Origin of the sequence: Roseicyclus salinarum (genome assembly GCF_029624655.1) — a bacterium.
GTDB classification, from domain to species: domain Bacteria; phylum Pseudomonadota; class Alphaproteobacteria; order Rhodobacterales; family Rhodobacteraceae; genus Roseibacterium; species Roseibacterium salinarum.
Genome location: NZ_JARRSA010000006.1, coordinates 19,279 through 43,020 on the forward strand (window position 1 = coordinate 19,279; position 23,742 = coordinate 43,020).

Here is a 23,742-nt window from a genome sequence, read left to right on the forward strand (position 1 = left end):
GCCCCCGCGCGTCCCGGCCCGGTGTCCAACGCCAATGCGCGTCCTTTGGTTGCATTCGGGCGGCGTGAACTCATCGGTGCAGTGCCGCGTTGGCACGGGGACGAGCGGCAAGAGGGGGGCGTCGTCCGATGCCGAGACTGATCGTGCTGCGACACGGCGAAAGCGTCTGGAACCGGGACAACCGCTTCACCGGTTGGACGGATGTGGACCTGTCCCCCCGCGGCGTCGACGAGGCGCGGCGGGCGGCCCGCCTGATCTCGGAGGCGGGGATCGGCGTCGACCTGTGCTTCACCTCGGTCCAGAAGCGCGCGATCCGCACGCTCTGGACCGTGCTCGACGACATGGACCTGCTGTGGCTGCCGGTCGAGCGGCACTGGCGGCTGAACGAGCGGCACTACGGCGCGCTTCAGGGACGCGACAAGGACGAGGTGCGCCGCGAGGCCGGCGAGGCGCAGGTGCACCTCTGGCGGCGGAGCCTCGCCACGCGTCCGCCGCCGCTCGACGAGGGGGACGACCGTTTTCCCGGACGCGACCCGCGATATGCCAGACTGCCCGACGCCGAGATCCCGCGCGCCGAGAGCCTGCAGGACTGCATCGCGCGCACGATGCCCTACTGGCGCGTGCGGGTCGAACCGGCCCTGATGCGGGGCAGGACGCCCCTCGTCGTCGCGCATGGCAACAGCATGCGGGGCATCCTCAAGCATCTTCTGGGAATTTCCGACGAGGACATCCCCGGCCTCGAGATCCCCACAGGCGTGCCCATGATCTGCGAGTTCGACGGCGCGCTGAGGCTGACGGGGCACGGCTATCTTGGGCGATGAAGGCGGCGCGACGGCGGAGCGGCGTCCACGGTGCGTGGAACCCGAGGCGGTCCGGGGTCGTTTCACCTGTGACGATTTCGTTGGCTTCTCAGGGATTTCCGTCGCGACAAGGGAGAGACGACATGGACATCATCTGGTCATTGCTTCTCATGACAATGCTGCTTTCCGCACTGCCTGCCATGCGCTGCGCGCGCCACGGGCCGGTGCTGGTGAAGGCGACGTCTGCCCGCGTGACGGCCACGGGCCCGGCGCTGCGACCCTGCCGGCGTTCCGGGGCGGGCTGACCGGCGCGCGCCCGTGCCGGAGGCGGGCCTTGGCGCCCGCCGTCATTCAACGCGAAGGGAGCGGTTTCATGGACCGACATGCCCGTATCGACCTGCGGAGGGGCGGCACGATGCCCGTCCTCGGCCTCGGCACGTGGAAGCTGACCGACGAAACCGCGCGCTGCGTGGCCGAGGCGCTGGAGGTGGGATACCGCATGATCGACACGGCGGTGGACTACGGCAGCCAGCCCGGGATCGGCGCGGCGATCGCCGGCTGCGGCCTCGACCGCGGCGAGATCTTCGTGGTCACCAAGATCGAGGAGGACGACGACCCGCGCGGCGGCGTGGAGCGCGACCTGTCGGAACTGGGCCTGGACTACGCGGACCTGACGCTGATCCACCGCCCGCCGCCGGACGGGCCGGGCGAGGAGCTGTGGCGCGGCCTCCTCCGCGCGCGCGAGGAGGGCCTCGTGCGCGAGGTCGGCGTCAGCAACTACGCCGCCGAGCAGGTCGACGACCTGATCGCCCGGACCGATGTCGTACCGGCGGTCAACCAGCTGGAATGGTCGCCCTTCGGCCATTCCTGGAACCTGCTCGAGCATCACCGCGAAAGGGGTATCGTCGTGCAGGCCTACAGCCCCCTGACCCGCGCCGAGCGGCTGGACGACCCCGAGCTGACCCGCATCGCCCGAGAGCATGGCAAGACGCCGGCGCAGGTTCTCCTGCGCTGGAACCTGCAGATCGGCACGGTGCCGCTGCCCAAGGCGAACCGGCCCGGGCATTTCCGCGAGAACCTCGACATCTTCGATTTCGAGATCCCGGAGGCGCACATGATGCGGCTCGAGACGCTCGAGGCGCATTACTCGGCGCTCGGCGGGCTGCCCTACGCCTGAGGTCCACACGGAAGTCCCATCCCGAGGCGACGCAGCCGGGGCGTGTCCCGGCGGCCTCCGCCCCGTCATGACGGGCCTGCGTCCCCGCGGCCTGTCGCCTCGCCTGCGACGTGGATGCAGAACGACTCGTAGGGCCGCAGCGACAGGGTTGCCCCCGTCAGGTCGGGCGCGCCGTGGCTTGCGATCAGCGTCTCGCCATCGTGCGGCAGCCAGTCCGGCATGTCCTCGGCGAAGGCGCGGGGCGACAGGTTCGCGACCACCACCAGGCGCTCGCCGTCCTGCGCGCGGCTGTAGGCGAAGATCGCCGGATGCGCCTCGAGGTGCGGCCGGTAGCGTCCGTGACGGACGATGGCCATGTCGCGGCGAAGGGCGATCAGCCTCCGGTAGTGGTGGAATATCCCGTCCGGGTCGGCCTTGTCGGCCTCCACATTGATCTTGGCGTGGTTGGGGTTCGCCTCGATCCACGGCGTCCCGGCGGTGAACCCCGCGTTCGGCCCGCCGGTCCATTGCATCGGCGTGCGCGCATTGTCCCGGCTGAAGGCGCGCGCGCCGGCGAGGAACGCCTCGGGCGGCACGCCGGCGGCGATCTGCCCGGCGTAGTGGCGCAGCGTCTCGAGGTCGCGATACTGGTCGATGCGCGTGAACCCGGCGTTGGTCATGCCGATCTCCTCGCCCTGGTAGACGAAGGGCGTGCCCTTCATCAGGTGCATGACGGTCGCCAGCGCCTTGGCCGACGCGACGCGGTGTTTCCCGTCCGAGCCGTAGCGCGAAACCTGCCGCGGCAGGTCGTGGTTCGACAGGAAGAGCGCGTTCCAACCATCCTCCGCCAGCGCCTCCTGCCACGCGTTCATGACGCGCTTGAACGCTGGCACGTCGAAGGGGCGGGCCGCCCACTTGCCCCTCACCGGGTCCCAGCCCTCGGTGACGTGGGCGAACTGGAACACCATGTCCAGCTCGCCCCGCGCGCGCCCGGAGTACAGCGGCGCGGTCGCCGTCGAGACACCCCATGTCTCGCCGATGCTGACGAGATCGCGTCCCGCGAGGACCTCCCGGTGCATCTCCTGCAGGTGGGCGTGAAGCGTCGGGCCTTCCTCGTAGATGCGCGCGTCGACGTCCTTGCCGATCAGGCTGATGACGTCCATTCGGAACCCACGGACGCCCCGGTCGAGCCACCAGCGCATCATGTCCCAGATGCGGGCCCTGAGCGCGGGGTTGTCCCAGTTCAGGTCGGGTTGCTCGGCGCTGAAATGGCCGTAGTGGTAACGCCTGACCTCCTCGACCCAGTGCCATGCCGGCCCGCCGAAGACCGCCTGCTGGTCGTCGGGCGGCCCGCCGTCCGGGCCGGGCTCGCGCCAGATGTAGAAGGCGTGTTCCTCGGCGCCGGGGTCGTTCCGGGCCGCGCGGAACCATGTGTGGTCCGACGAGGTGTGGTTCACCACGAGGTCCATCACGATGCCGATGCCGCGCGCCTCCGCCTCGGCCACCAGCCGGTCGAAGTCCGAAAGCGTGCCGAAGTCCGGCGCGATGGCGCGGTAGTCCGAGATGTCGTAGCCGTTGTCGGCCATGGGCGAGGCGAAGACCGGCGACAGCCAGATGAAGCCGATCCCCAGCTCGGCGAGGTGATCGAGCTTCGAGACGATGCCGGGAAGGTCGCCCACCCCGTCGCCGTCGCTGTCGCAGAAGCTGCGCGGATAGACCTGATAGCCGGTGGCGGCCTGCCACCAGCGTTCGTCGTCGTTCATCGCGGCCTCCGGGCCGGTGTGTCGGGCGCAGTCTCGGCCGGCCGCCCGGCTCGGGTCAAGGAGCCCGGCGGCCGGGCCCGGCCCTCAGGGCGGGAAATGCGGGCGGTCGGTGTTGTAGTGCTCGGCCAGGTAGTCGAGGATCGCCTCGCGGTCCGCGTCGGGGATCGGCTGCATCCCCTGTTTCTCGACCATCCACCGCAGAAGGTCGTCCCAGCCCTCGCGGGTCTGGCCCTGCTGCGCCACCAGCATGGTCGAGTGGCACGACGCGCAGTAGTCGTAGGTGATCCGCGCCCCCTCGGCGGGATAGAGCGCGCCCACGTCGCCGATGTCCTCCGCGCCGTCGCTGCCGCTTTCCTGTGCGAAGGCGCCCGCCGCGAAGGTGGCGGCGATGGCCGCCGCCGTGAGGGTCCGCGCCGCCACTCCCGTCACCTTTCGCCGGCCTGCACGGCCACCTTGTGGAACGAGTTGTTGAGGTAGCCCTTGGGGTTCCACCGGATCGCGTGGGGCTGCATCACTCCCTCGCTGTCGGTCGCGCGCGCCCAGACTTCGTAATACCCCGGCTGCGGCACGGACGCGGTGGCGCGCCAGTTCTGCCACGCGCCGTCGTTCACGGGATCGTCCAGTTCGGCCTCCTGCCAGCTTTCGCCGTAGTCGGTCGAGACCTCCATCCGTGCGATGGTGCGGTCCCCGGCCCAGGCATGGCCGCGCACCTCGAACTCGGTGCCCACGTCCGCGCCGTCCTGGGGATGCGTGATCAGCGACTTCAACGGCATCTCTTTGATGATGCGGAAATCCTCGAGCGGCACGTCCGTGCCCGGCGCGACGGGGTAGGCGGGCACCTGGTAGGACGGCGCCTCCATCTTCGTGCCGTCGTGGACGTGGTCCAGAACCTCGATGCGCGTCAGCCATTTCTGCGAGCACGATCCCGGCCAGCCCGGCACGACAAGCCGCAGCGGCGCGCCGTTCATCGGATGCAGCGGCTCGCCGTTCATCTCGAAGGCGATCAGGACGTTGTCGGTCCGCGCCTTCTCGATCGGGATGCCGCGCGACAGCGGCTCGAGGTCGGGGTCGCCCGACAGGTGCTGGTCGGCGCCGTGATGGCCGGTGTAGATCGCGCCGTCCTGCACGCCCGCCGCCTCGAGCACGTCCCTCAGGCGCACGCCGGTCCATTCCGAGCAGGCGACCGCGCCGTAAGTCCACTGGTTGCCCGAGGCCGGGGGGTCGAAGAACGCGCGGCCGTTGCCGCCGCATTCCAGCAAGAGCGCCATGGTGACGACCTCGAAGTTCCCCCTGAGATCGTCGATCGTCATCTCCATGGGCGTGTCCACCAGCCCGTCGACGGCAAGGGTCCAGCCTTCTGCCGCGGTGTCGGTCGGAACGAGGCCGTTGTTGCGGATGAAGTGGCGGTTGTTGGGGGTGATCGCATCGTCCAGCAGATGCGCCGGCGTCTGGGCGTTCACGGGACGGTCGTTCAGGAGCTCGAGCCCGTCCTTGCCCTCGAGGGCGCCGGCCTGCGCGAGCGCCCGCGTGAAGGTCATCTGGAGCGGAATGCCGACGCCGAGGATGCCCCCCGCAAGACCCAGCGCCGAGACGCCCAGAAAACCGCGCCGTCCGCCGTCCTCCACCCGCGCCTCGAAGTCGTCGTCGCGATGTTCCATCGAAAGATCCTCCCACCGTTGCCGTGAGGCAAACGCGCCGGAGGAAGGATCGTTCCTGATGACTTCGCGGCGGCGGGCCGGTTACGCGCCGTCCAGAAGATCGCGGACCGCCCCGCGCAGGACGGCCTCGTCCTCGGGGTTCTGCGCGGGATTGCCGGCCCGGTGCCCCCAGATCGACTCGATCGGGCGGTATTCCGCGTTCGGCATCATCGCGGTCTCCAGCGCGCTGTCCTCGGGCGTGAAATAGAGGTCGGTCCGGGAGGGCATGACGATCGACCGGGCCGTGATCGCGCCGAGCGCGCGGGCGAGGTCGCCCCCGTGGATCGGGTTGTCCGAGATGTCGGAGGCCATCCATGTCTCGAGGCTCGCCAGAAGGTCGTGGGCGTCGCGCCTGAGGAAATTTCCCTCCCACGCGCGGACGATGAAATCCTCGAGCGAGGCATATCCGGCCCTCTCGTAGAGCCGCTCGCGGTAGAAGGCCTGCGACATCGCCCATCCCGCGTAGACGCGGCCCATCGCCCTGAGCCCGCGCACCGGATGCTCGGCGAAGTGATCGCCGCGCCAGGCCGGATCGCCGGTGAGCGTCGCGCGAACGCCCTGCAGGAAGACCTTGTTGTGAACCGAGGTCCGCGCCGAGCCGCAGACGGCGCAGATCCTTGCGACCCGGTCGGGAAAGATCGCCCCCCAGTGCAACGCCTGCTGCGCGCCCATCGACCAGCCGTAGATCAGCGCGAGGCGTTCGACCCCGAAGACCTCCTGCAGGAGCCGCCGCTGCGCGTGGACGTTGTCCCAGTGGGTGAAGACCGGCGCGCGGTCCCGTTCGAAGGGCGCCCCGATGTTGGAGGGCGACGTGGACAGGCCGTTGCCGAACATGTTGGGGATCACGATGAACCAGCGGTCAGGGTCCAGCACGCGCCCCGGCCCGATCAGCCACTCCGTGTCGCCGTGCTGGGCGCCGTAGGACGTGGGATAGAGGATCACGTTCGACCTGTCGTCGGCGAGCCTGCCGTAGGTCTTGTAGGCGATGGCGGCCCTCGGCAGCGTGATGCCGCGCTGGAGCCTGAAATTCTCGATCTCGAAGACCTGGTGATCGGACATGGCCGACGCGCCCCTCGCTGTTCGCCCGCCGCGATGCGGTCTCGCGGCGCGGATCAGTCGTAGCAGACCCGCAGGAAAACAGAAGGCCGCCCGGACGTGGCCCCGGAAGCGGCGCCGGCCGCACGCGTCGCAAGGCGGTTTAACCTGTGTCGTTTCCCCGCCCACCGTCAGCCAGCAGACTGGACGACGGGAGGAGGCCGAAATGACCGACGACGACGAGGCGGCGGCGCAGGCGGGCTTCGCGGCCGGCACGGCCGGCCTCCGGCCTTCGGGCGGCACCGCGTCCGGCGATGCCTGGGCCGAGGCCCGGACGCTGATCGAGGGCTGGAAGGGCGGCGTCAACATCGCCCACGAGGCGCTCGACCGGCACGTCGCGGCCGGCCATGGCGGCCAGATCGCGCTGCGCTGGATGGGCCGGGACGGCACCACGCGCGACCTGAGCTACGACGCCATGACCGAGATGGCGGCGCGCTTCGCCGGGGTGCTGACAGCGCAAGGCCTTGGGCGGGGCGACAGCGTCTTCGCGCTGATGGGCCGGGTGCCCGAACTCTATGGCGCGGCGCTGGGCACGCTGAAGGCGGGCCTCGTCTTCACGCCGCTCTTCTCGGCCTTCGGCCCCGAGCCGATCCGCACCCGGATGGAGATCGGGAAGGCCCGCGTGCTGGTCACGACGGCGTCGATCTACAAGCGCAAGGTGGCGGCGTGGCGGGACGAGATCCCGACCTTGCGGCTGGTGCTGATCGTGGGCGACGAGGCCCCCGAGGGATGCGTCGCGCTGGGCCCCGCGATGGCGGCGGCCGCGCCCCGCTTCGAGACGGTCGCGACCGCGCCCGACGATCCCGCGCTGATCCACTTCACCTCGGGCACGACCGGGCGCCCCAAAGGCGCGGTCCATGTCCATGACGCCGTCGTCTACCACGCCTTCTCGGGGCGCCGCGCGCTCGGCCTCGAGGCGGGCGCGGTCTACTGGTGCACGGCCGATCCCGGCTGGGTCACGGGAACTTCCTACGGCATCATTTCGCCGCTGGTGAACAGGGTGACGATGTTGGTCGACGAGGCGGAATTCGACCTCGAGCGGTGGTATGCCACCATCGGCCGCGAGAAGGTCGAGGTGTGGTATTCCGCCCCGACCGCGATCCGCATGATGATGCGCGCGGGCAGGGAGGCGGCCGCGGGATACGACTTCTCGTCGCTTCGCTTCCTCGCCAGCGTGGGCGAGCCGCTCAACCCCGAGGCCGTGATCTGGAGCGGGGAGGTCTTCGGCCGGCCTTTCCATGACAACTGGTGGCAGACCGAGACCGGCGGCATCATGATCGCGAACGCTCCGGGGATGGAGGTGCGGCCGGGCTCGATGGGCAAGCCCCTGCCGGGGATCGAGGCGGGGATCGTCGCGAAGACCGAAAGCGGCCTTGCCGAGCTTGCCGACGGCGAGATCGGCGAACTGGCGCTGCGGCCCGGCTGGCCGTCGATGATGCGCGCCTACCTCGACGAGCCCGCGCGCTACGACAAGTGTTTCCGGGACGGATGGTATCTGTCGGGCGACCTGGCGATGCGCGATTCGGACGGGTATTTCTGGTTCGTCGGCCGGGCGGACGACCTGATCAAGTCCTCGGGCCACCTCATCGGCCCCTTCGAGGTCGAGAGCGCCCTGATCGAGCACGAGGCGGTCGCGGAGGCCGGCGTGATCGGCGTTCCCGACGAGGCGGCGGGCGAGGTGGTGAAGGCCTTCCTCACGCTGAACCCCGGATACGAGCCCTCCGACGCGCTCGAGCAGGACATTCGCGGACATGCCCGCAAGCGGCTGGGCCCCGCCGTCGCGCCGCGCATCATCGCCTTCCGCAACACCCTTCCCAAGACGCGTTCGGGCAAGATCATGCGCCGCCTGCTCAAGGCGCGCGAGCTCGGCCTGCCGGAAGGCGACATTTCCACCCTGGAGACCGACGAGACATGAGCGTGACCGTCAAGCCGCGCCTGAGCCGGGACCATGTCCTCGAGCTTCTGGGCCACATGATCCGCGTGCGCCGGTTCGAGAACAAGTGCGCCGAGCTTTATACCCAGCAGAAGATCCGCGGGTTCCTGCACCTCTACGACGGCGAGGAGGCCATCGCGGCGGGCGTGATCCCCGTCCTCGGGGCCTCGGACCGGATCGTGGCGACCTACCGCGAGCATGGCCATGCGCTGGTGCGCGGCGTGCCGATGACGAAGGTGATGGCCGAGATGTTCGGCAAGGCCGAGGGCTGTTCTGGCGGACGCGGCGGGTCGATGCACCTGTTCGACGCCGGGTCGGAATTCTACGGCGGCAACGCCATCGTGGGGGGCGGCCTGCCGCTGGCCGGCGGTCTCGCGCTGGCCGACAGGATGCGGGGCGAGGACCGGGTCACGGCCTGTTTCTTCGGCGAGGGCGCGGTGGCCGAAGGCGAGTTCCACGAGACGCTGAACCTGGCCGAATTGTGGGACCTGCCGCTGCTTTTCGTGTGCGAGAACAATGGCTACGCGATGGGCACGGCGCTGGCGCGGTCCGAGACGCAGACCGACATACGCGCCAAGGCCGCCGCCTACAACATCGCCGCCGAGGCGGTCGACGGCATGGACGTGGTCGCCGTCGAGGCCGCCGCGCGCGGCGCCGTCGCCAAGATCCGCGAGACCGGGCGTCCGCTGTTCCTCGAATGCCGGACCTACCGCTTCCGGGCGCACTCGATGTTCGATGCCCAGCTCTACCGCGAGAAGGAGGAGGTCGAGGAATGGCGCGGCAAGGGCCCCATCGTCCGCTTCAAGGGCTGGCTGCTGGAGAACGGGCTGATCCACGAAAGCGACGTCGCCGGGATCGAGGCCCGCGTCGATGCCGAGATCGCCGAGGCCGTCGCCTTCGCGGAGGCCGGGACGTGGGAGCCGGTGGAGGATCTGACGAAGCATGTTCTGGGCCCCCCGCCGCCCCCCGCGACCCCGGCCGCACCCTCGGGCGAGACGATCGAGACCACCTACCGCGAGGCCGTCAAGCAGGCGATCCGCGACGCCATGCACCGCGACGAGCGCGTGTTCCTGATGGGCGAGGACGTGGGCGCCTACGGTGGCTGCTACGCCGTGTCGAAGGGGCTTCTGGCCGAGTTCGGCGAGAACCGCATCCGCGACACGCCCCTGTCTGAGTCGGGCTTCACCGGCGCCGCGGTCGGCGCGGCGGCGGCCGGTCTGCGGCCCATCGTCGAGCTGATGACGGTGAACTTCTCGCTCCTCGCGCTCGACCAGATCATGAACACCGCCGCCACGATCCGCCACATGTCCGGCGGCCAGTTCGGCGTCCCGCTGGTCATCCGCATGGCGACCGGCGCGGGCAAGCAGCTTGCCGCGCAGCATTCGCACAGCCTCGAGGGGTGGTATGCCCATATCCCCGGCCTGAAGGTGCTGGCGCCCGCCACGCTGGAGGACGCGCGCGGCATGTTGTGGTCCGCGCTGCAGGACCCCGACCCGGTCCTGATCTTCGAGAACGTGATGCTCTACAACAACAGCGGCACGATCGCCGTCAACGCGGGCCCCGTGGACATCGCGGGGGCTGCCGTCCGGCGCGAGGGCGCCGACATCAGCCTGATCACCTATGGCGGATCGCTGTTCAAGACGCTCGAGGCGGCCGAGACGCTGGCGGGCGAGGGGATCGACGCCGAGGTTCTTGACCTGCGAAGCCTGCGCCCGCTCGACGACGCCGCGATCATGGCCTCGGTCGGCAAGACCCGCCGCGCCCTGATCGTGGACGAGGGCTGGCGCAGCGGGTCGCTGGCGGCCGAGGTCTCGGCCCGGATCATGGAACAGGGGTTCTGGACGCTCGACGGTCCCGTCGGGCGGGTCTGCTCGGCCGAGGTGCCGATCCCCTATCCCAAGCATCTGGAAGACGCCGCGATCCCGCAGCCGCCCGCGATCGTCGCGGCCGCCCGGGCGCAGTTGGGGCGCTGACATGGGCGTGTTCGCGATGCCGTCGCTCGGGGCCGACATGGAGGCGGGCAAGCTGGTCGAATGGTCGGTCAAGCCCGGCGACACGGTGAAACGCGGCGACATCGTCGCCGTAGTCGAAACCCAGAAGGGCGCGATCGAAATCGAGACCTTCGAGGAGGGCGTCGTGGCCGAGTTGACGGCCGAGCTTGGCCAGCAGCTTCCGGTGGGCGCGCCGATGGCGGTGATCCTCAAGCCCGGAGAGCAAGCGCCCAAGCGCCCCGCAAAAGCGGAAGCGGCCGGGGAAAAGCCGCCGGCGCATGTGGTTCCACCCGAGGAGGCTGCAGAGCGTGACGAGCCGGCGGAGGCGACTGCGACGCCTGTTGCCGAAAGAGCCGTGCGCGAGACGGAGCCGCCGCCCGAGACTGCACCGCCGCCCGCACCGCCCCCTGCCGCACTGCCCGCGGCTGGCGGTGCCGCCGTCGCCTCGCCCGCCGCGCGCGTCCGGGCCCGCGAACTCGGGCTGGACCTTTCGACCCTGAAGGGGAGCGGTCCGGGCGGCGTGATCGTCCTGTCCGACGTGGAGGGTCCCGCGCCCCCCGATCCGGCCCCTTCACCGATGCCGCCGCCCGGGCGCGCCGCTGCGGCGCTCCCGGAAATGCGCCGCGCCATCGCGGCAGCCATGGCGCGGTCCAAGCGGACGATCCCGCATTTCTACCTGTCCCAGACGATCGACGTGGAGCCCGCGATGCGCTTCCTCGAACGGCGCAACGCCGACGTGGCCCCCGCCGAGCGGATGCTTCTGGGGGCGGTGTTCGTGCGTGCGGCGACCCTCGCCGCGGCGAAGGTGCCGGTGATGAACGGCCACTACTCCGACGAGGACGGGTTCCAGCCCTCGCGGACGGTGAACCCCGGCGTCGCGGTGGCCCTGCGCGGCGGCGGCCTCGTCGCGCCCGCGCTGATGGACGCGGCCTCCATGACGCTGGAGGAGACGATGGCGGGACTGCGCGACCTCGTCGCGCGCGCACGCGCCGGGAGGCTCCGCAGCTCGGAGATGACGATGGGGACGATCACGGTCTCGAGCCTCGGCGAGACGGGCGCAGAGGAGATGACCGGCGTGATCTTTCCGCCGCAGGTCGCGCTGGTGGGCCTCGGCGCGCCGCATCTCAGGCCGTGGGTCGTCGAGGGCGCCATCGTGCCGCGCCATGTCGTGACCCTGACGGTGTCGGCCGATCACAGGGTCAGCGACGGCCGGCAGGCCGCCCGGTTCGTCGCCGCGTTCGAGCAAGCCGTCCAGACCCCGGAGGAGCCATGAGCAAGCCTGACTACCGCGCCGTCTTCATCGAGGAACTGACCCGCGTGGCCCCCGACATCGAGGCGGCGGACATCGGGGACGACGACCACATCCAGGACGACCTCGAGCTCGACTCGATGGACGTGCTGAACCTTGTCGCGGCGCTCCACGAGCGGCTGGGCGTGGACATTCCCGAGAAGGATTATCCACGGATCTCGACCCCCGCGCGGGCCGCCGCCTACCTCTCGGCGGCGCTGTAGGACGAGGCCGTGCGACCCGGCCGGGAGCGCGAGGCGCGGGCGCGCCTCGGTCATCTGCGGGAAACCCGAGGCGGGGGCGTGCATTGAATACGCCTGAGGCGGCGGTCCGCGCCGTCCCACGCAGACTGCAGGAGGCGACGCGAGATGTCAGGCGAGGCGAAGAAGGTTCTGGTGCTGGAGGACGAGGTCCTCGTGGCGCTCGACATCGTTGGGATGATCGAGGATCGGGGTTTTCGCGCCATGGGCCCCTACCACCGCGCGGAGAACGCTCTTGCGGCCCTCGAGACGGAAACCCCGGACTTCGCGATCCTGGACGTCAACCTCGGTCCGCGCGCGACGAGCGAGCCTGTCGCGCGCAGGCTTGACGAGCTTGGCGTGCCCTTCGCCTTCGCCACCGGATACGCTTCGACCAACACCTTGATGCCGGGGCTGTTTTCCAAGGCCACGAAGATCGCCAAGCCGCTTGCCGAGCACGATCTCGCGACGCTCCTTGATCGTGAGATGCCGCCCGCGCGGCACTGACGGGCCGCCGCGCCACGCCTGGAACGCGGCTTCAAACTGACAAGCTTTGATCCACAGTCTGCCGCAATTGGCACGCATGAACCTGCCAGGGACAACTATCGCGGCACGTCATGCACGACAATTTCGGCATTCTCGAGGGTGCGTTGCGCTCGGCGTTGGACCGCTCGGGATTCCGCGAGGTTCCGGCGGTCGTCGCCGAGGTCTCGGCGCGTCATCTCGTGCGGGTGCAGTCGCTGGTGGCAAGCCTGCGCGCGGCCGGCATCGACGAGGATCGCATCAGGCACGGCGCGCGGGAACTTCTGAAGAGCTACGAGGAAGAGCTGGTCGCGGCGCTTCTAGTTTATCGGGACGAGGGTGAGGTCTGAAGACATGCGGGATGCGATTACCAATGACGAGTTCGGCCGGCAGCGCGCGCTCGAGGCGTTCGACGTGCTCGACACGCCGCGCGAGCCCGAGTTCGAGCGCATCACCTCGCTTGTGAAGTCCATCCTCGACGCGCCCGTCGCCGCGGTCACGCTCGTCGACCGGCGCAGGCAGTGGTTCAAGTCCGTGCAGGGGCTCGACATTTCGGAAACGCCGCGGGAACATGCGTTCTGCGACCATACGATCCGGCAGGCGCGCTGCCTGAAGGTCGAGGACGCGCGGATGGATCCACGCTTTGCCGACAATCCGCTCGTGACGGGCGAGCCCGGCATCCGGTCCTATCTCGGGGCGCCTCTGCGGACCGAGGACGGCTACCTTCTGGGCGCGCTTTGCGTGATCGGGTTCGAGCCGCGGACGTTCACTCCCGAACAGGAGGCGATCCTGACCAGTTTCGCCGAGATCGTGATGAGCGAGCTGGAACTGCGGCGCTCGGCCTCGATCGACGATCTGACCCGGCTGGGCAACCGCCGCGTCTTCCGCGACAGCCTCGGCGACGCCGTGAAGGAGGCCGACGCGGCCTGTCCCCCTGCGCTGGTGCTGCTCGACCTCGATCACTTCAAGTCGATCAACGACGGCTTCGGGCATGATTGCGGGGACATCGTCCTGCGGCGCACGGCCGACGTCCTGCGCGCACGCGCAGCCGGGCACGCGATCCCCTGCCGGATCGGGGGCGAGGAGTTCGCGATCGTCCTGTCGGGCCTGCCCGGCCCGGCCTGCCGCGAGCTTGCGGAAGGCCTGCGCGCGGATCTCGCGGCGCTCGAGGTCGCCGAAATCGCGCCGCGAAGGATCACGGCAAGCTTTGGCGTCGCCGTCTTCCGTCCGGGCGAAAGCATCGCGCAATGGCGCGAACGGGCGGACGCGGCGCTATATGCGGCCAAGGCCGCCGGGCGCGACCGCACGATCTGCGACTGGGACATGGACGAGGGGTCTCTGCGATGCGCGTGACGCCGCGTCCCCCGCAGTCCGCCATTCCGCGCCGGGTGCGCCATCACGCCGGCCGCGCCCACGACGCGCCCCCGCGCGAGGCAGGCAAGCCGCGCGGCGCAACCAACGGGTCATGCCGATGAACAAGCACGTCGCCGAACCGGTCACTGGCGCCGCGAGCCTCGAGCGCGAGCCGTCTTTCCCCGCCGCCGAGCGTCCCGCGTCCGATCCGACGGCTTCTGACCGGGTCCAGCGCCTGCTCAGCCGGACCGGGGCGGTCGCAGGCATCGGCGGCTGGGAAGTCGACCTTGTGGCGAACGAGGTGATCTGGACGAGCGAGACGCGCCGCATCCACGGCGTGGACGAAGATTACCGCCCCACCATCGAGGACGGCATTTCCTTCTACGCGCCCGAGGCCCGCGAGCCGATCGCCCGCGCGGTCGAAGATGCGATCAGGGACGGCACGCCGTGGGACCTGGAGCTGCCGTTCATCCGCAAGGACGGCGAGCGGATCTGGGTGCGCGCCGTGGGCGAGGCCGAATTCGAGGGCGGCACGGCCCGGCGGCTGTTCGGCGCGTTTCAGGACATCACCGATCGCGTGCGCCGCAACGACGAGTTGCGCGCGGCGAAGCAATGGATGCAGATGGCCGCGCGCAGCGGCCGCGTCGGGTTGTGGAGCTTCGACGCCGAGGGCGGACGGGTGACGTGGGACGACCAGATGGCGGAGAACTTCGGCGTCTCGGCTGCCGGGCGGCCCACGACGCTGGCCGAATGGCAGGAGCTGATGCCGGCCAGCGCGGCGCGCGCCGTGCCCGAGGCCATCCAGCGCGTCCTTCAGAACGGCGAGCGGCTGGAGATCGAGATCGACTTCACCGGTGCGGACGGCGGGCTTCGCGCGCTCAAGCTGACCGGGGAGGCGCATCGCGACAGCGCGGGCGAGCTCGTCCGCGTGCAGGGCGCATGCCTGGATCTGACGGCCGAGCGGCGCCTGATGCTCGAACTGCAGGAACAGACCTCCAAGATGCAGGTGACGCTGTCCTCGATCGGTGACGGCGTGATCACCGCCGACACCGCGGGCCGGGTGACGTGGATCAACGAGGAGGCCGCCCGCCTGACCGGCTGGTCGCTGAGGCAGGCGATCGGCAGGCCCTCGCCCGAGGTCTTCGCGGTCTTCCATGACGAGACCGGAGAGCCCGCGGCCGATCCCATCGCCGCGTGCATGAACGAGGGGCGGATGGTGTCTCTGGCGCCCGAATCGGTCCTGAGACGCCCGGACGGAAGCAGCATCGCGGTCGAGGATTCCGCGGCGCCGATCCTCGACGACGGGCGCAACACGATCGGGGCCGTGCTGGTGTTCCGCGACGTGACGCGGCAGCGCGAGCACGCGCGCGACACCGAGTATCGCGCGACGCACGACATCCTGACGGGCCTCCTGAACCGGATGGAGTTTGAGAGCCGTCTCGCCGAGCGGCTGGCCGACGGTGGGTCCCTCGCCTCGCACTACCTGTTCTTCGTCGATCTCGACCATTTCAAGCGCATCAACGATGCCTCCGGCCACGAGACCGGCGACGCGCTGCTGCAGGAAGTCGGCGCCGTCCTGCGCAGGACGGCGGGCGATGGCGCGCTTGTCGGGCGCCGCGGCGGCGACGAGTTTCTCGTGGTGGTGCAGGCCGCCAGCGCCGACGAGGCCCGCGACCTCGCGGATGCGATCTGCGACGAGATCACCCACGCGACGAAGGCCCTCCAGATCCGGTCCCTGCCGTCGGGCATCGGCGCGAGCATCGGCGCCGTGGACCTCGGGCTGGTGAAGGGGGAGTGCGGCACTTGCCTGCGCTACGCCGAGGTGGCGACCTATGCCGCGAAGAAGGCCGGGCGCGGACAGTGCCATTTCTGGGCGGACGGCGACATGTCCCTGCAAGGCGCGGCGCGGCAGATGACGCTCGTGGACAGGATCGAACGCGTGACCGCCGAGGATGCCTGGGTGATCCACGAGCAGGTCATCCAGCCGCTCGACCGGCCGCAGGGCAGCGGCGGGATGCGCGAGCTGCTGATCCGCTTTCCCGTCGATGAAGGCTGCACCGCCGGCGCCGCCGAAATCGTCGGCACGGCCGAACGCTACGGGCTGATGCCCGCCATCGACATGTGGATGTGCCGCAAGGCGCTGGAGCTGATCTCGGGCAACATCGAGGCGGGCCGCGAGGCGGTCTACTTCGTCAACCTGTCCGCGTCCTCGGTCGCCGCCCAGGGGTTCCGGCACCGCCTGCTGGAACTTCTGCAGGCGACGCCGCGCGAGGTGCTGGCGCGGATGTGCCTGGAGATCACCGAGACGGCCATGGTCGAGAATTTCGACGCCGCCTCCACGTTCCTCGCCGCGATCCGCGAGCTGGGCCTGCGCGTCGCGATAGACGATTTCGGGGCCGGAAGCTCGTCGTTCCGATACTTCCAGGAACTGCCGGCGGATTACCTGAAGCTCGACGGCAGCTTCATCCGCAACATCCACGATCCGATCGCGCTCGCCAGCGTCGAATGCTTCATCCGCATGGCGAAGGCGGCGGGCCTCGAGACGATCGCCGAGCATGTGGAGTGTCCCGACCTGCTTTCGTTCCTTGCGGGCCTCGGCGTCGACCACGTTCAGGGCTTCGCGATCGGACGGCCGATGGCCCTCGCGTCCTGAAGGACGGCCGCGCGGTCGCACCCCCGGCGGCGCCTCAGTCCGCTTCGCCCTCCATGCGCGCGCGGAATGCCGAAAGGATGGCGGCGCGCACGTGATCCGGCTGGCCGTCCACCGCGGCGGCGAGGCAGGCGAGGTCGCGGCGGGTCTGGTGGAGGCGGTCGATCAGGTTCAGCACGACCGGCAGCGCATCGCTGGGCAGGGCCATGTCCTTCCTGAGATCGCAGACCAGCCTGACGCGGGCGAAGTCCACCTCGTCGAAGACCGGGCCGCGTTCGCCCGTTGCGGGACGGATCCAGCCCTCGCGCACCCAGTGCCTCAGGTCGCGCAGGCTCAGGCGTTCCTCGCGGGCGACCACCATTCGTTCGTCGAGGCTCATGTCTTCCTCCGCAATTCGCGCCGCGGATCGAAATCCGACCGCTCGCGCAAGCTTCGTGCCAGGTCCTCCAGTTCGGGCGTGACGCGGTCGGGCAGCACGATCCTCAGCCGCACGAACTGGTCGCCCGGCGGCCCCTTTCGCGTCGCGATACCCTTGCCCTTCAGGCGCAGGCGCCGCCCCGAGGACGAGCCTGCGGGAACCGTCACCGTGACCGCGCCCGCGATCGTCGGGACCTCCACCTTCGCGCCGAGGACGGCCTCGTCGAAGGTGATCGGCAAGTCCACCGTGATGTCGTCGCCCTCGCGGCCGAAGACGGGATGCGGGCGGACGTTCACCGTCACGAAGGCGTCGCCCGGTGGCCCGTCGCCGATGCCCTTGCCGCCCTTGCCCCGAAGCCTGAGCGTCTGGCCCGCCTGCAGCCCCGCCGGGATCGAAAGGTCGAGCCGCGCTCCGTCGGGCATCGTGACCTCGCGCCGGGTGCCGCGCGCCGCGTCGAGGAAATCGACCTCCAGCTGATAGCGCAGGTCAGGGCCGCGGGCATGGAATTCGCGCCTGAACCCGCCCTGCCGCGCGCCCGCGCCGCGCCCGAGGATGTCCGCGAAGAAGTCGGACATGTCCGCGTCGCCGCCGCCCCCGAACCCGCCCCCGAAGTCCGGGCCGTAGCGCTGTCCCGCGTCGGGCCCGCCGGCGTACTGGTGATAGTAGCGCCGCTCGGGCCGTTCCTGTCCGCTCGCGTCGATCTCGCCGGCATCGAAGCGGCGGCGCCTTTCGGGGTCGCGCAGAAGATCGTGGGCCGCCGAGACGGCCTGGAACTCGGATTGCTTCGCGGCGTCGCCGGGATGCAGGTCCGGGTGCAGCTTCTTGGCGAGCTTGCGATAGGCCTTCTTGATCTCGTCCTGCGTGGCGGTGTGCGAGACGCCGAGAACCTCGTAGGGATCGTCGCTCATCGTGCCGCTCCGTCCGATGCGGGCGCGGACCGCGCCGCGCTGCCGCGCCGCGCCTCGGCCGTTTGTCGCGCGGGTTCCATCGCCGTGACCTCCTTCCGGTCTTCTCGCGGCGGTGCCTGGGGCGAAACGGACGCCCTCGGCCGCCGCGACGGATCTCGGGGACCATTCCGACCGCAGAACCATGCGCGCGCCTTGATCGCGGTCAATGAAACCCGCGACCGTCCGGATAATCGTCAATCCTGGCCGGGCTGTCCTCGGCGCGCATCGTTCACGCGCACCACACCGGCGGGGCGGAGTATGCGCCGCGCGTGCGGTCCGTCCTTCCGCTGGCCCGGCCTGACGGCGGCGTGGCGGCGGACGCGCCGCTCCACCACCTCGCGCCCGGCAGGTTGATGGCCGCGCTCGCGTCGGAATACCTCTTTGCCGAGGTCGCGGACGCGCTGATGGACAGCCTCGCCAGCGAGAACGCGGCGCGCCTCAGGACCATGGACGCCGCCTCCCGGAACATCGACGAAAAGCTCGAGCGCCTGCACCGCGACGAGCATGTCGCCCGGCAGGAGGAGATGACGGCCGACATGCTGGACGTCGTGACCGGCGCCGAGGCGATCTTCAACGGATGAGCGCGCTCAGCCGAGCACCCGTTCCCAAGCCGCGCCGATCCCGCCGGCGCCGAGGATGCGGGCCTCGCCCTTGAACAGGAAGGCGCTCGGCCGCACGCACCAAACGACCCGGCCGGGCGCGCGCACGATGGCGAGACGCCCGAAATCCGAGGCATGAGCGACGGCGAATGACGTGTAGCGCCCCGGTTCGCGGCCTCCATCATGCCGGGGCCGCCGCCCGTGACCACGACGAGGCGGTTGCCGAAAGGCCCCTCGGCCCGCCCGACGATGCGCCCGAATTCGCGGGCGACCTCGTAGTAGCGGCTTTTCTCCAGAACGCGGCGGGCGACGCGCAGGCGGTCGGCCAGCTCCGCGTCGCCGGGGTCGTCCGCGACCTGCCGCGCGAGGTCGTCCATGCAGCGGCGCGCCGCGGCGGGTTCGGGCACGCGGGTGCTGCCGAGGACGACGATGGAATATGCGACGCCGTGCTCCTGCAGAAGCTTCTCGGCCTTGGATTAGTCGAGCTGGAGCCTCAGGCCGCGATTGTCGTCGCGGTTTAGGAACGCGACGTCCCGGTCGGCGGGCGTGTAATTCGCCGATTGCATGATGGCCCCCGTGCCCCTCCATTGAACCCCGCGCCGGGCCTTGCGCCATTGACGCAGGTCAAGACCGGCGCCTGGTATCGAAGGTTTCGCGCGGCCGGTTGTCTCTGGCAGCGCGTTGCGCGGCGGGCCGTCCATCCCGCGCCTTACCTGGGTCAAGGCGTGGGCGTCGCAATGGGCGCTATCATGGCGATCTCGAAACACCGACCGGGAGAGACCCCATGCCGACCGACGCCTATATCCAGCACCTCGAAGACCGGCTTGCGACCGTCGATGCCCAGCTTGCCCGCGCGAGGACGGCGATCGACGAGGGCCTTTCGGAGGACCGGTCGAAGGCGCTGGAGACGTGGACCCACCTCAAGCAGCGCCACGAGGACCTCGCCGGCCGGATCGCCGCCGCCAGGAAGGACGGGGCGTCCGACTGGTCGGCGCTTCACACCAGCTTCCGGGAGGAAGCCGACGCGCTGTCGGACACGCTGGAAAGCTGGCTGACCCGGCTGACCTGAGCCGATCCGGTCCGCCGGGGCGCGGCGTCTAGCGCAGCCAGCCCTTCTTCCAGATGTACCAGATCAGCCCGGCGGCCGACGCGCACATCAGCAGAATCGAGAACGGGTAGCCCAGGTACCAGCCGAGTTCGGGCATGTTCCACGGCGAGGCGCTGCGGTCGAAGTTCATGCCGTAGACGCTGGCGATGAAGCTCAGCGGCATGAACACGGTCGCCACGATGGTCAGGACCTTCATCACCTCGTTGATCTTGACGCTGACGCTGGAGATGTGGACGTCCACCAGTTCCGAGGCGATCTCGCGGTAGGTCTCGACGATGTCGATCAGTTGTATCGTGTGGTCGTAGCAGTCGCGCAGGAACGGCCGTGTCGTGGCGGCGATCAGGGGATGCTCGTCGCGGATAAGCGTGTTGAACACCTCGCGGTGCGGCCAGATCGCGCGGCGCATCACCAGAAGCTGACGCTTCAACCCGTGAATGTCCGACACGTCGCGGTTGTCGGAAGTGGCGAGGACACGGTCTTCCAGCGCGCCTAGCGCCTCGCCGATCTGCTCGAGCACGGGAAAATATCCGTCCACGATCGCGTCGAGCAGCGCATAGCAAAGGTAGTCCGACCCCGCGTCCCGAATGTGGCCCTTGGCCCGCCGCAGGCGGTCGCGCACCGCGTCGAAGCAGTTCGCGGGCTGTTCCCTGACCGTGACGAGGTAGCCGTCGCCGACGAAGAAGGCGACCTGCCGGGTCCGCAGCGGGCCGTAGCCGTGCGGCGTCAGGGCCACGATGAAGAGGTGGTCCTCGTATTCCTCGACCTTGGGGCGCTGATCGGCGTCGACGGCATCCTCCAGCGCCAGTTCGTGCAGTCCGAACTGCGCACCGATCGCGGACAGGAAGCCCGCATCGACGGACCTGACGATGTCGATCCAGATGACGCGGGATTGCGCCCGCATCCGGGCAATGGCGGCGAGATCGGCGTCAGACGTCTCGAGCAGGTCGTCGGCGCCATAGGCCATCACGGTGACGCTGGGCCGGCCGGCAGGGGCGGCGGTGTCCGCATCCTCGGGTGACGCGCTTTCGGCGGCGGACCGCTGCGTCCATTTCGGCCCCGGTTCGAGCTTCAACAGAGCTCCTCCACCTCGTGAGAACCTGCGCGGGGCATAGTAGGCGTCGAGGCGCGCTCCGCCTACTCGAAAATTGCCTCCCGTTTCACAGGCCGCACAAGGAGCGCGGGCCAGAGAGGCGGCAACGAAAGAAATTGACATCAGTTTCATTTTTTGATCAGCCTGGATGGCGGGGCGCTGGACGACGGGGGTGCCCCGCGCCATCGGAGGACACGGTCGTGCGGCGAGGGGATGCGATGGGCGACAACGGACCAGTCTCGAGCGTCGTGCCGCGGTGCCGGCGGGGCATCCCCGTCGCGCACATGGTTTCCGCAAGCCGCGACACGGCGGGCGTCTGGGGAACGTGGGGGGCGCAGCCATGGGTGCGATGACCATGCCGCCAACGTCGAAAGGTGGGGCGACCGGGACGAGCACAGGCTTCCTCGACTGGCTGGCCGAGGGTCGCGCGGCGCTGCGAAAGGGCGAGCGCACGCGCAACGACCTCGTGGTGAGTTGCGCCCGCCTTCTGGCCGACGCGCCGTTCGAGCAGCTTACCGTTTCGACCCTCTGCAAGGCGGCCGGCGTGGCGCACGGCACGTTCTACATCTACTTCGCGAACCTCAACGCGGTCTCGGCCGAAGTTCTCGGGCAGTTCGTCGATCACGTGCAGCTCGAGATGCGCGCCGCTACCCGGCGCGGCGGCGATCCGACGCGCAACGCGACCGGGGCCTACATGCGCCTTTTCGAGGAGAACGCGGGGCTCATGAAATGCCTCGTCACCGGGATGGACGCCTTTCCCGAGGCGCGGGCGGCCTTCCAGCGGCTGAACCACGAATGGGCCAGAACGGTCGTCCGGGCCGCGCGCAGGGGCGGCGGCGACGCGCGGTCCGAGGCGGAGATGATGCGCCGCGCCTATGCGCTTGGGGGCATGGTGGACCAGTACCTGTCGGCGCTTTTCGTGACGGGCGACCCCTGGGTCCGCGCCCTGTCGGAGGACCGCGAGGAGGTCCTCGATCTGTTCACCGACCTTTGGAAAAGGGGCATGGCGCCATGAGCCTTCTTGCCGACGGCCACCGCATTCCGCTGGCGCAGCTTGCGGCGCACCGGCAGGCCGCGTGGGCGCGGCAGGCCGATTACGTCGCGGCCAACTCGCCCTTCTTCCAGCGGCTCTGGGACGGCAAGGCGCCGCCCGCGCGGCTGGAGGACCTGCCCGAGCTTCCGTTTTCCGACAAGGCGGGCCTGCGCCTGTCTCAACCGGCGCATCCGCCCTTCGGCGACTACCTCGCCGCGCCCCGCGAGGCGGTGTCGCGGCTTCACCGGACCTCCGGCACGACCGGCCAGGCGATGAACCTCGCGATGAGCGCGCGCGACTGCGCGATCACGGAGGCCGTCGGAGGACGCGCGCAGTCGCTCGCGGGGCTGCGGCCGGGCATGACTGTCGTGCATTGCCTGAACTACCAGATGTGGATGGGCGGCCTGACCGACCACCTGACGCTCGAGCGCACGGGCGCGACGGTGGTGCCCTTCGGCGTCGGCTCGACCGAGCTTCTGGTACGCACGATCCTGGACATCGGGATCGACGCGATCTCGTGCACGCCGTCCTATCCCGCCGTCCTCGAGCGCGTCCTGGCCGAGAAGTTTCCGCATCTCGCGCCAGCCGACCTCGGCCTGAGGCTCGGGCTGTTCGGTGGCGAGCCGGGGCTTGACGATCCGGCCTTTCGCCAGCGCATCCGCGACACATGGGGGATGGAGCCGCGCAACGCGAATTACGGCGTCTCGGACGTGTTCTGCAATTTCGCGGCCCAGTGCGCGCACGAGACCGACCTGCATTTCGTCGCTCACGACGTGCTGCATGTCGAGCTGATCGACCCCGACAGCGGCACGCCGAAGCCCCTCGAAGGCGGGGCGGAGGGCGAGCTGGTGCTGACCCATCTCGACCGTGAATGCCAGCCGCTCGTGCGGTTCCGCACCGGCGACATCGTCGCCGTTCGCGGCACGGAGCCCTGCGCCTGCGGCTGCACCGGTTTCCGCTTTCGCGTCGTGGGGCGTTCGGACGACATGGTGGTGGTCCGCGGTCTCAACATGTTCCCGACCATGGTGGCCGCGGTCGTCGGCGGCTTCGCCGAGCTATCGGGCGACTACCGGATCGTGCTCGACGCGCCGCCGCCCCACGACGTGCTTCCGGTGCAGGCCGAGCTGGCCCGGGGACAGGCCGACGACGGCACGCTCGTGCCGCGCCTCGAGGCCGAACTGAAGCGCAGGCTGGGGGCGAGCGCGAAGGCCACGATCGTGCCCGCAGGCACATTCCCGGCAACCGAAGGCAAGACCCGCCGCGTCATCAGGACCTACGCATGAGCGATTTCACCTACGACACGATTCTGTCCACGATGACCGGAGAGGGCGTGCGCACGATCTCGCTCAACCGGCCGGACGCGCTGAACGCCATGAACCGAAGGCTGATCGACGAGGTCGCCATCGCCTTCGACGACGCCAACCGGGACACTGGGACGCTCGCCATCGTCTTCACGGGCGAGGGGCGGGCGTTCTGTGCGGGCGACGACCGGCGCGAACACGTCCACCCCGAAACTGAGGCGCAGGCCCGCGACGTCGTCGATGCGATCCAGCGCGCGACCGAGGCCATCGTCTTCGGCGCCAAGCCCGTGGTGGGCGCGATCAACGGCTGGGCCGTGGGCGGGGGCCTGGAGTGGGCGATGAACTGCGACTTCCCGATCTGGGCCGAAAGCGCGCGGGGCTTCTTTCCCGAGGTGTCGCTGAACCTGTTCGTGACGGGCGCGGTGACGGCGCTTCTTCCGGCCATCGTGGGTCCGCTGAAGGCGCGCGAGATGCTGTTCCTCGGCGAGCGCTACACGGCGCAGGACTTCGCGGCCTGTGGCGTGGCGTGGAAGGTCGTCCCCGATGCCGCCCTGCTGGACGAGGCGGGGCGGACCGCCGCGCGCCTCGCCGCGCTGCCGACCCTGTCGGCGCGGGCCATGAAGCGCGTGCTCAACCAGGTCTCCGCCGGGGCGGTGCGCAGGGCCATGAGCCTCGAGACGGAGGCGACCGTCGCGGGGTTCCTCGACCCCGAAACGACACGGCGGCTTGCGTCGTTCTAGCCGTTTGGCGGCGGGCCCG

At 69.9% G+C, this 23,742-nt stretch carries 24 protein-coding genes; 17 read left to right on the plus strand and 7 right to left on the minus strand.

Features of this window, described 5'->3' with window-relative positions:
* Positions 1-128 precede the first annotated feature (128 nt).
* The 3 genes from gpmA (at position 129) to P6F26_RS05220 (ending at position 1,977) form a co-directional block, all read left to right on the plus strand.
* Positions 129-821: a 2,3-diphosphoglycerate-dependent phosphoglycerate mutase gene (gene gpmA / locus P6F26_RS05210; protein ID WP_278027595.1), complete on the plus strand. Its 693-nt coding sequence runs from the start codon at positions 129-131 to the stop codon at positions 819-821.
* A gap of 122 nt (positions 822-943) precedes the next feature.
* Positions 944-1,105, plus strand: a complete 162-nt coding sequence (locus P6F26_RS05215) for a hypothetical protein (protein ID WP_278027596.1) — start codon at positions 944-946, stop codon at positions 1,103-1,105.
* 68 nt (positions 1,106-1,173) lie between these two features.
* A complete protein-coding gene (locus P6F26_RS05220; protein WP_278027597.1) occupies positions 1,174-1,977 on the plus strand; it encodes an aldo/keto reductase in 804 nt (267 codons plus the stop codon).
* 65 nt (positions 1,978-2,042) lie between these two features.
* Here the strand turns inward: P6F26_RS05220 and P6F26_RS05225 are convergent, their stop codons facing one another.
* From P6F26_RS05225 to P6F26_RS05240, 4 genes are all read right to left on the minus strand, one after another.
* Positions 2,043-3,719: a glycoside hydrolase family 13 protein gene (locus P6F26_RS05225; RefSeq protein WP_278027598.1), complete on the minus strand. Its 1,677-nt coding sequence runs from the start codon at positions 3,717-3,719 to the stop codon at positions 2,043-2,045.
* A gap of 84 nt (positions 3,720-3,803) precedes the next feature.
* The gene (locus P6F26_RS05230; RefSeq protein WP_278027599.1) at positions 3,804-4,139 is read right to left on the minus strand and encodes a c-type cytochrome; all 336 of its coding nucleotides are present in this window, start codon (positions 4,137-4,139) and stop codon (positions 3,804-3,806) included.
* A gap of 5 nt (positions 4,140-4,144) precedes the next feature.
* A complete protein-coding gene (locus P6F26_RS05235; RefSeq protein ID WP_278027600.1) occupies positions 4,145-5,377 on the minus strand; it encodes a sulfite oxidase in 1,233 nt (410 codons plus the stop codon).
* Positions 5,378-5,458: 81 nt separating this feature from the next.
* On the minus strand, positions 5,459-6,475 hold the full coding sequence (locus P6F26_RS05240) for an alpha/beta fold hydrolase (protein WP_278027601.1): 1,017 nt from the start codon (positions 6,473-6,475) through the stop codon (positions 5,459-5,461).
* A 202-nt stretch (positions 6,476-6,677) separates the two neighbouring features.
* On the opposite strand from P6F26_RS05240, the gene acsA reads away from it, so the two are divergent.
* The 8 genes from acsA (at position 6,678) to P6F26_RS05280 (ending at position 16,490) form a co-directional block, all read left to right on the plus strand.
* Positions 6,678-8,426: an acetate--CoA ligase gene (gene acsA, locus P6F26_RS05245; protein WP_278027602.1), complete on the plus strand. Its 1,749-nt coding sequence runs from the start codon at positions 6,678-6,680 to the stop codon at positions 8,424-8,426.
* Positions 8,423-10,417 (plus strand): pyruvate dehydrogenase (acetyl-transferring) E1 component subunit alpha, encoded by a 1,995-nt coding sequence (pdhA, locus tag P6F26_RS05250; RefSeq protein ID WP_278027603.1) that lies wholly within the window; start codon positions 8,423-8,425, stop codon positions 10,415-10,417. Before acsA ends, pdhA begins: the two co-directional genes overlap by 4 nt.
* Position 10,418: 1 nt before the next feature.
* Positions 10,419-11,708: a dihydrolipoamide acetyltransferase family protein gene (locus tag P6F26_RS05255; RefSeq protein WP_278027604.1), complete on the plus strand. Its 1,290-nt coding sequence runs from the start codon at positions 10,419-10,421 to the stop codon at positions 11,706-11,708.
* Positions 11,705-11,947 carry an acyl carrier protein gene (locus tag P6F26_RS05260; protein WP_278027605.1) on the plus strand — a complete coding sequence of 81 codons (243 nt, stop codon included), beginning with the start codon at positions 11,705-11,707 and terminating at the stop codon, positions 11,945-11,947. Before P6F26_RS05255 ends, P6F26_RS05260 begins: the two co-directional genes overlap by 4 nt.
* Positions 11,948-12,091: 144 nt before the next feature.
* Positions 12,092-12,469 carry a response regulator gene (locus P6F26_RS05265; RefSeq protein ID WP_278027606.1) on the plus strand — a complete coding sequence of 126 codons (378 nt, stop codon included), beginning with the start codon at positions 12,092-12,094 and terminating at the stop codon, positions 12,467-12,469.
* A gap of 110 nt (positions 12,470-12,579) precedes the next feature.
* Complete coding sequence (locus P6F26_RS05270) at positions 12,580-12,834, plus strand: hypothetical protein (RefSeq protein ID WP_278027607.1); 255 nt, start codon at positions 12,580-12,582, stop codon at positions 12,832-12,834.
* Positions 12,835-12,838: 4 nt separating this feature from the next.
* Positions 12,839-13,837 (plus strand): GGDEF domain-containing protein, encoded by a 999-nt coding sequence (locus P6F26_RS05275; protein WP_278027608.1) that lies wholly within the window; start codon positions 12,839-12,841, stop codon positions 13,835-13,837.
* Between the two features lie 118 nt (positions 13,838-13,955).
* Positions 13,956-16,490, plus strand: a complete 2,535-nt coding sequence (locus P6F26_RS05280) for a PAS domain-containing protein (protein WP_278027609.1) — start codon at positions 13,956-13,958, stop codon at positions 16,488-16,490.
* Between the two features lie 34 nt (positions 16,491-16,524).
* Here the strand turns inward: P6F26_RS05280 and P6F26_RS05285 are convergent, their stop codons facing one another.
* Positions 16,525-16,866, minus strand: a complete 342-nt coding sequence (locus P6F26_RS05285) for a MerR family transcriptional regulator (RefSeq protein WP_278027610.1) — start codon at positions 16,864-16,866, stop codon at positions 16,525-16,527.
* Complete coding sequence (locus P6F26_RS05290) at positions 16,863-17,813, minus strand: DnaJ C-terminal domain-containing protein (protein WP_278027611.1); 951 nt, start codon at positions 17,811-17,813, stop codon at positions 16,863-16,865. Before P6F26_RS05290 ends, P6F26_RS05285 begins: the two co-directional genes overlap by 4 nt.
* Before the next feature lie 263 nt (positions 17,814-18,076).
* Here P6F26_RS05290 and P6F26_RS05295 point away from each other — a divergent pair, with 263 nt between their 5' ends.
* The 3 genes from P6F26_RS05295 (at position 18,077) to P6F26_RS05305 (ending at position 19,520) form a co-directional block, all read left to right on the plus strand.
* The gene (locus P6F26_RS05295; RefSeq protein ID WP_278027752.1) at positions 18,077-18,433 is read left to right on the plus strand and encodes a F0F1 ATP synthase subunit gamma; all 357 of its coding nucleotides are present in this window, start codon (positions 18,077-18,079) and stop codon (positions 18,431-18,433) included.
* A 167-nt stretch (positions 18,434-18,600) separates the two neighbouring features.
* Complete coding sequence (locus tag P6F26_RS05300; protein ID WP_278027612.1) at positions 18,601-18,972, plus strand: hypothetical protein; 372 nt, start codon at positions 18,601-18,603, stop codon at positions 18,970-18,972.
* Between the two features lie 263 nt (positions 18,973-19,235).
* A complete protein-coding gene (locus P6F26_RS05305; RefSeq protein WP_278027613.1) occupies positions 19,236-19,520 on the plus strand; it encodes a hypothetical protein in 285 nt (94 codons plus the stop codon).
* Positions 19,521-19,548: 28 nt separating this feature from the next.
* Here P6F26_RS05305 and corA read toward each other — a convergent pair whose 3' ends face one another.
* The gene (corA, locus tag P6F26_RS05310) at positions 19,549-20,631 is read right to left on the minus strand and encodes a magnesium/cobalt transporter CorA (protein WP_278027614.1); all 1,083 of its coding nucleotides are present in this window, start codon (positions 20,629-20,631) and stop codon (positions 19,549-19,551) included.
* A gap of 358 nt (positions 20,632-20,989) precedes the next feature.
* Here corA and P6F26_RS05315 point away from each other — a divergent pair, with 358 nt between their 5' ends.
* Genes P6F26_RS05315 through P6F26_RS05325 form a run of 3 tightly spaced genes read left to right on the plus strand, consistent with a single transcriptional unit; the run spans position 20,990 to position 23,723 of the window.
* Entirely contained in the window at positions 20,990-21,664 is a 675-nt protein-coding gene (locus tag P6F26_RS05315; RefSeq protein WP_278027615.1) for a TetR/AcrR family transcriptional regulator, read from the plus strand.
* Positions 21,661-22,965 carry a phenylacetate--CoA ligase family protein gene (locus tag P6F26_RS05320; RefSeq protein WP_278027616.1) on the plus strand — a complete coding sequence of 435 codons (1,305 nt, stop codon included), beginning with the start codon at positions 21,661-21,663 and terminating at the stop codon, positions 22,963-22,965. Before P6F26_RS05315 ends, P6F26_RS05320 begins: the two co-directional genes overlap by 4 nt.
* On the plus strand, positions 22,962-23,723 hold the full coding sequence (locus P6F26_RS05325; protein WP_278027617.1) for an enoyl-CoA hydratase/isomerase family protein: 762 nt from the start codon (positions 22,962-22,964) through the stop codon (positions 23,721-23,723). The genes P6F26_RS05320 and P6F26_RS05325 overlap by 4 nt, the downstream gene beginning before the upstream one ends.
* Positions 23,724-23,742: the final 19 nt, after the last annotated feature.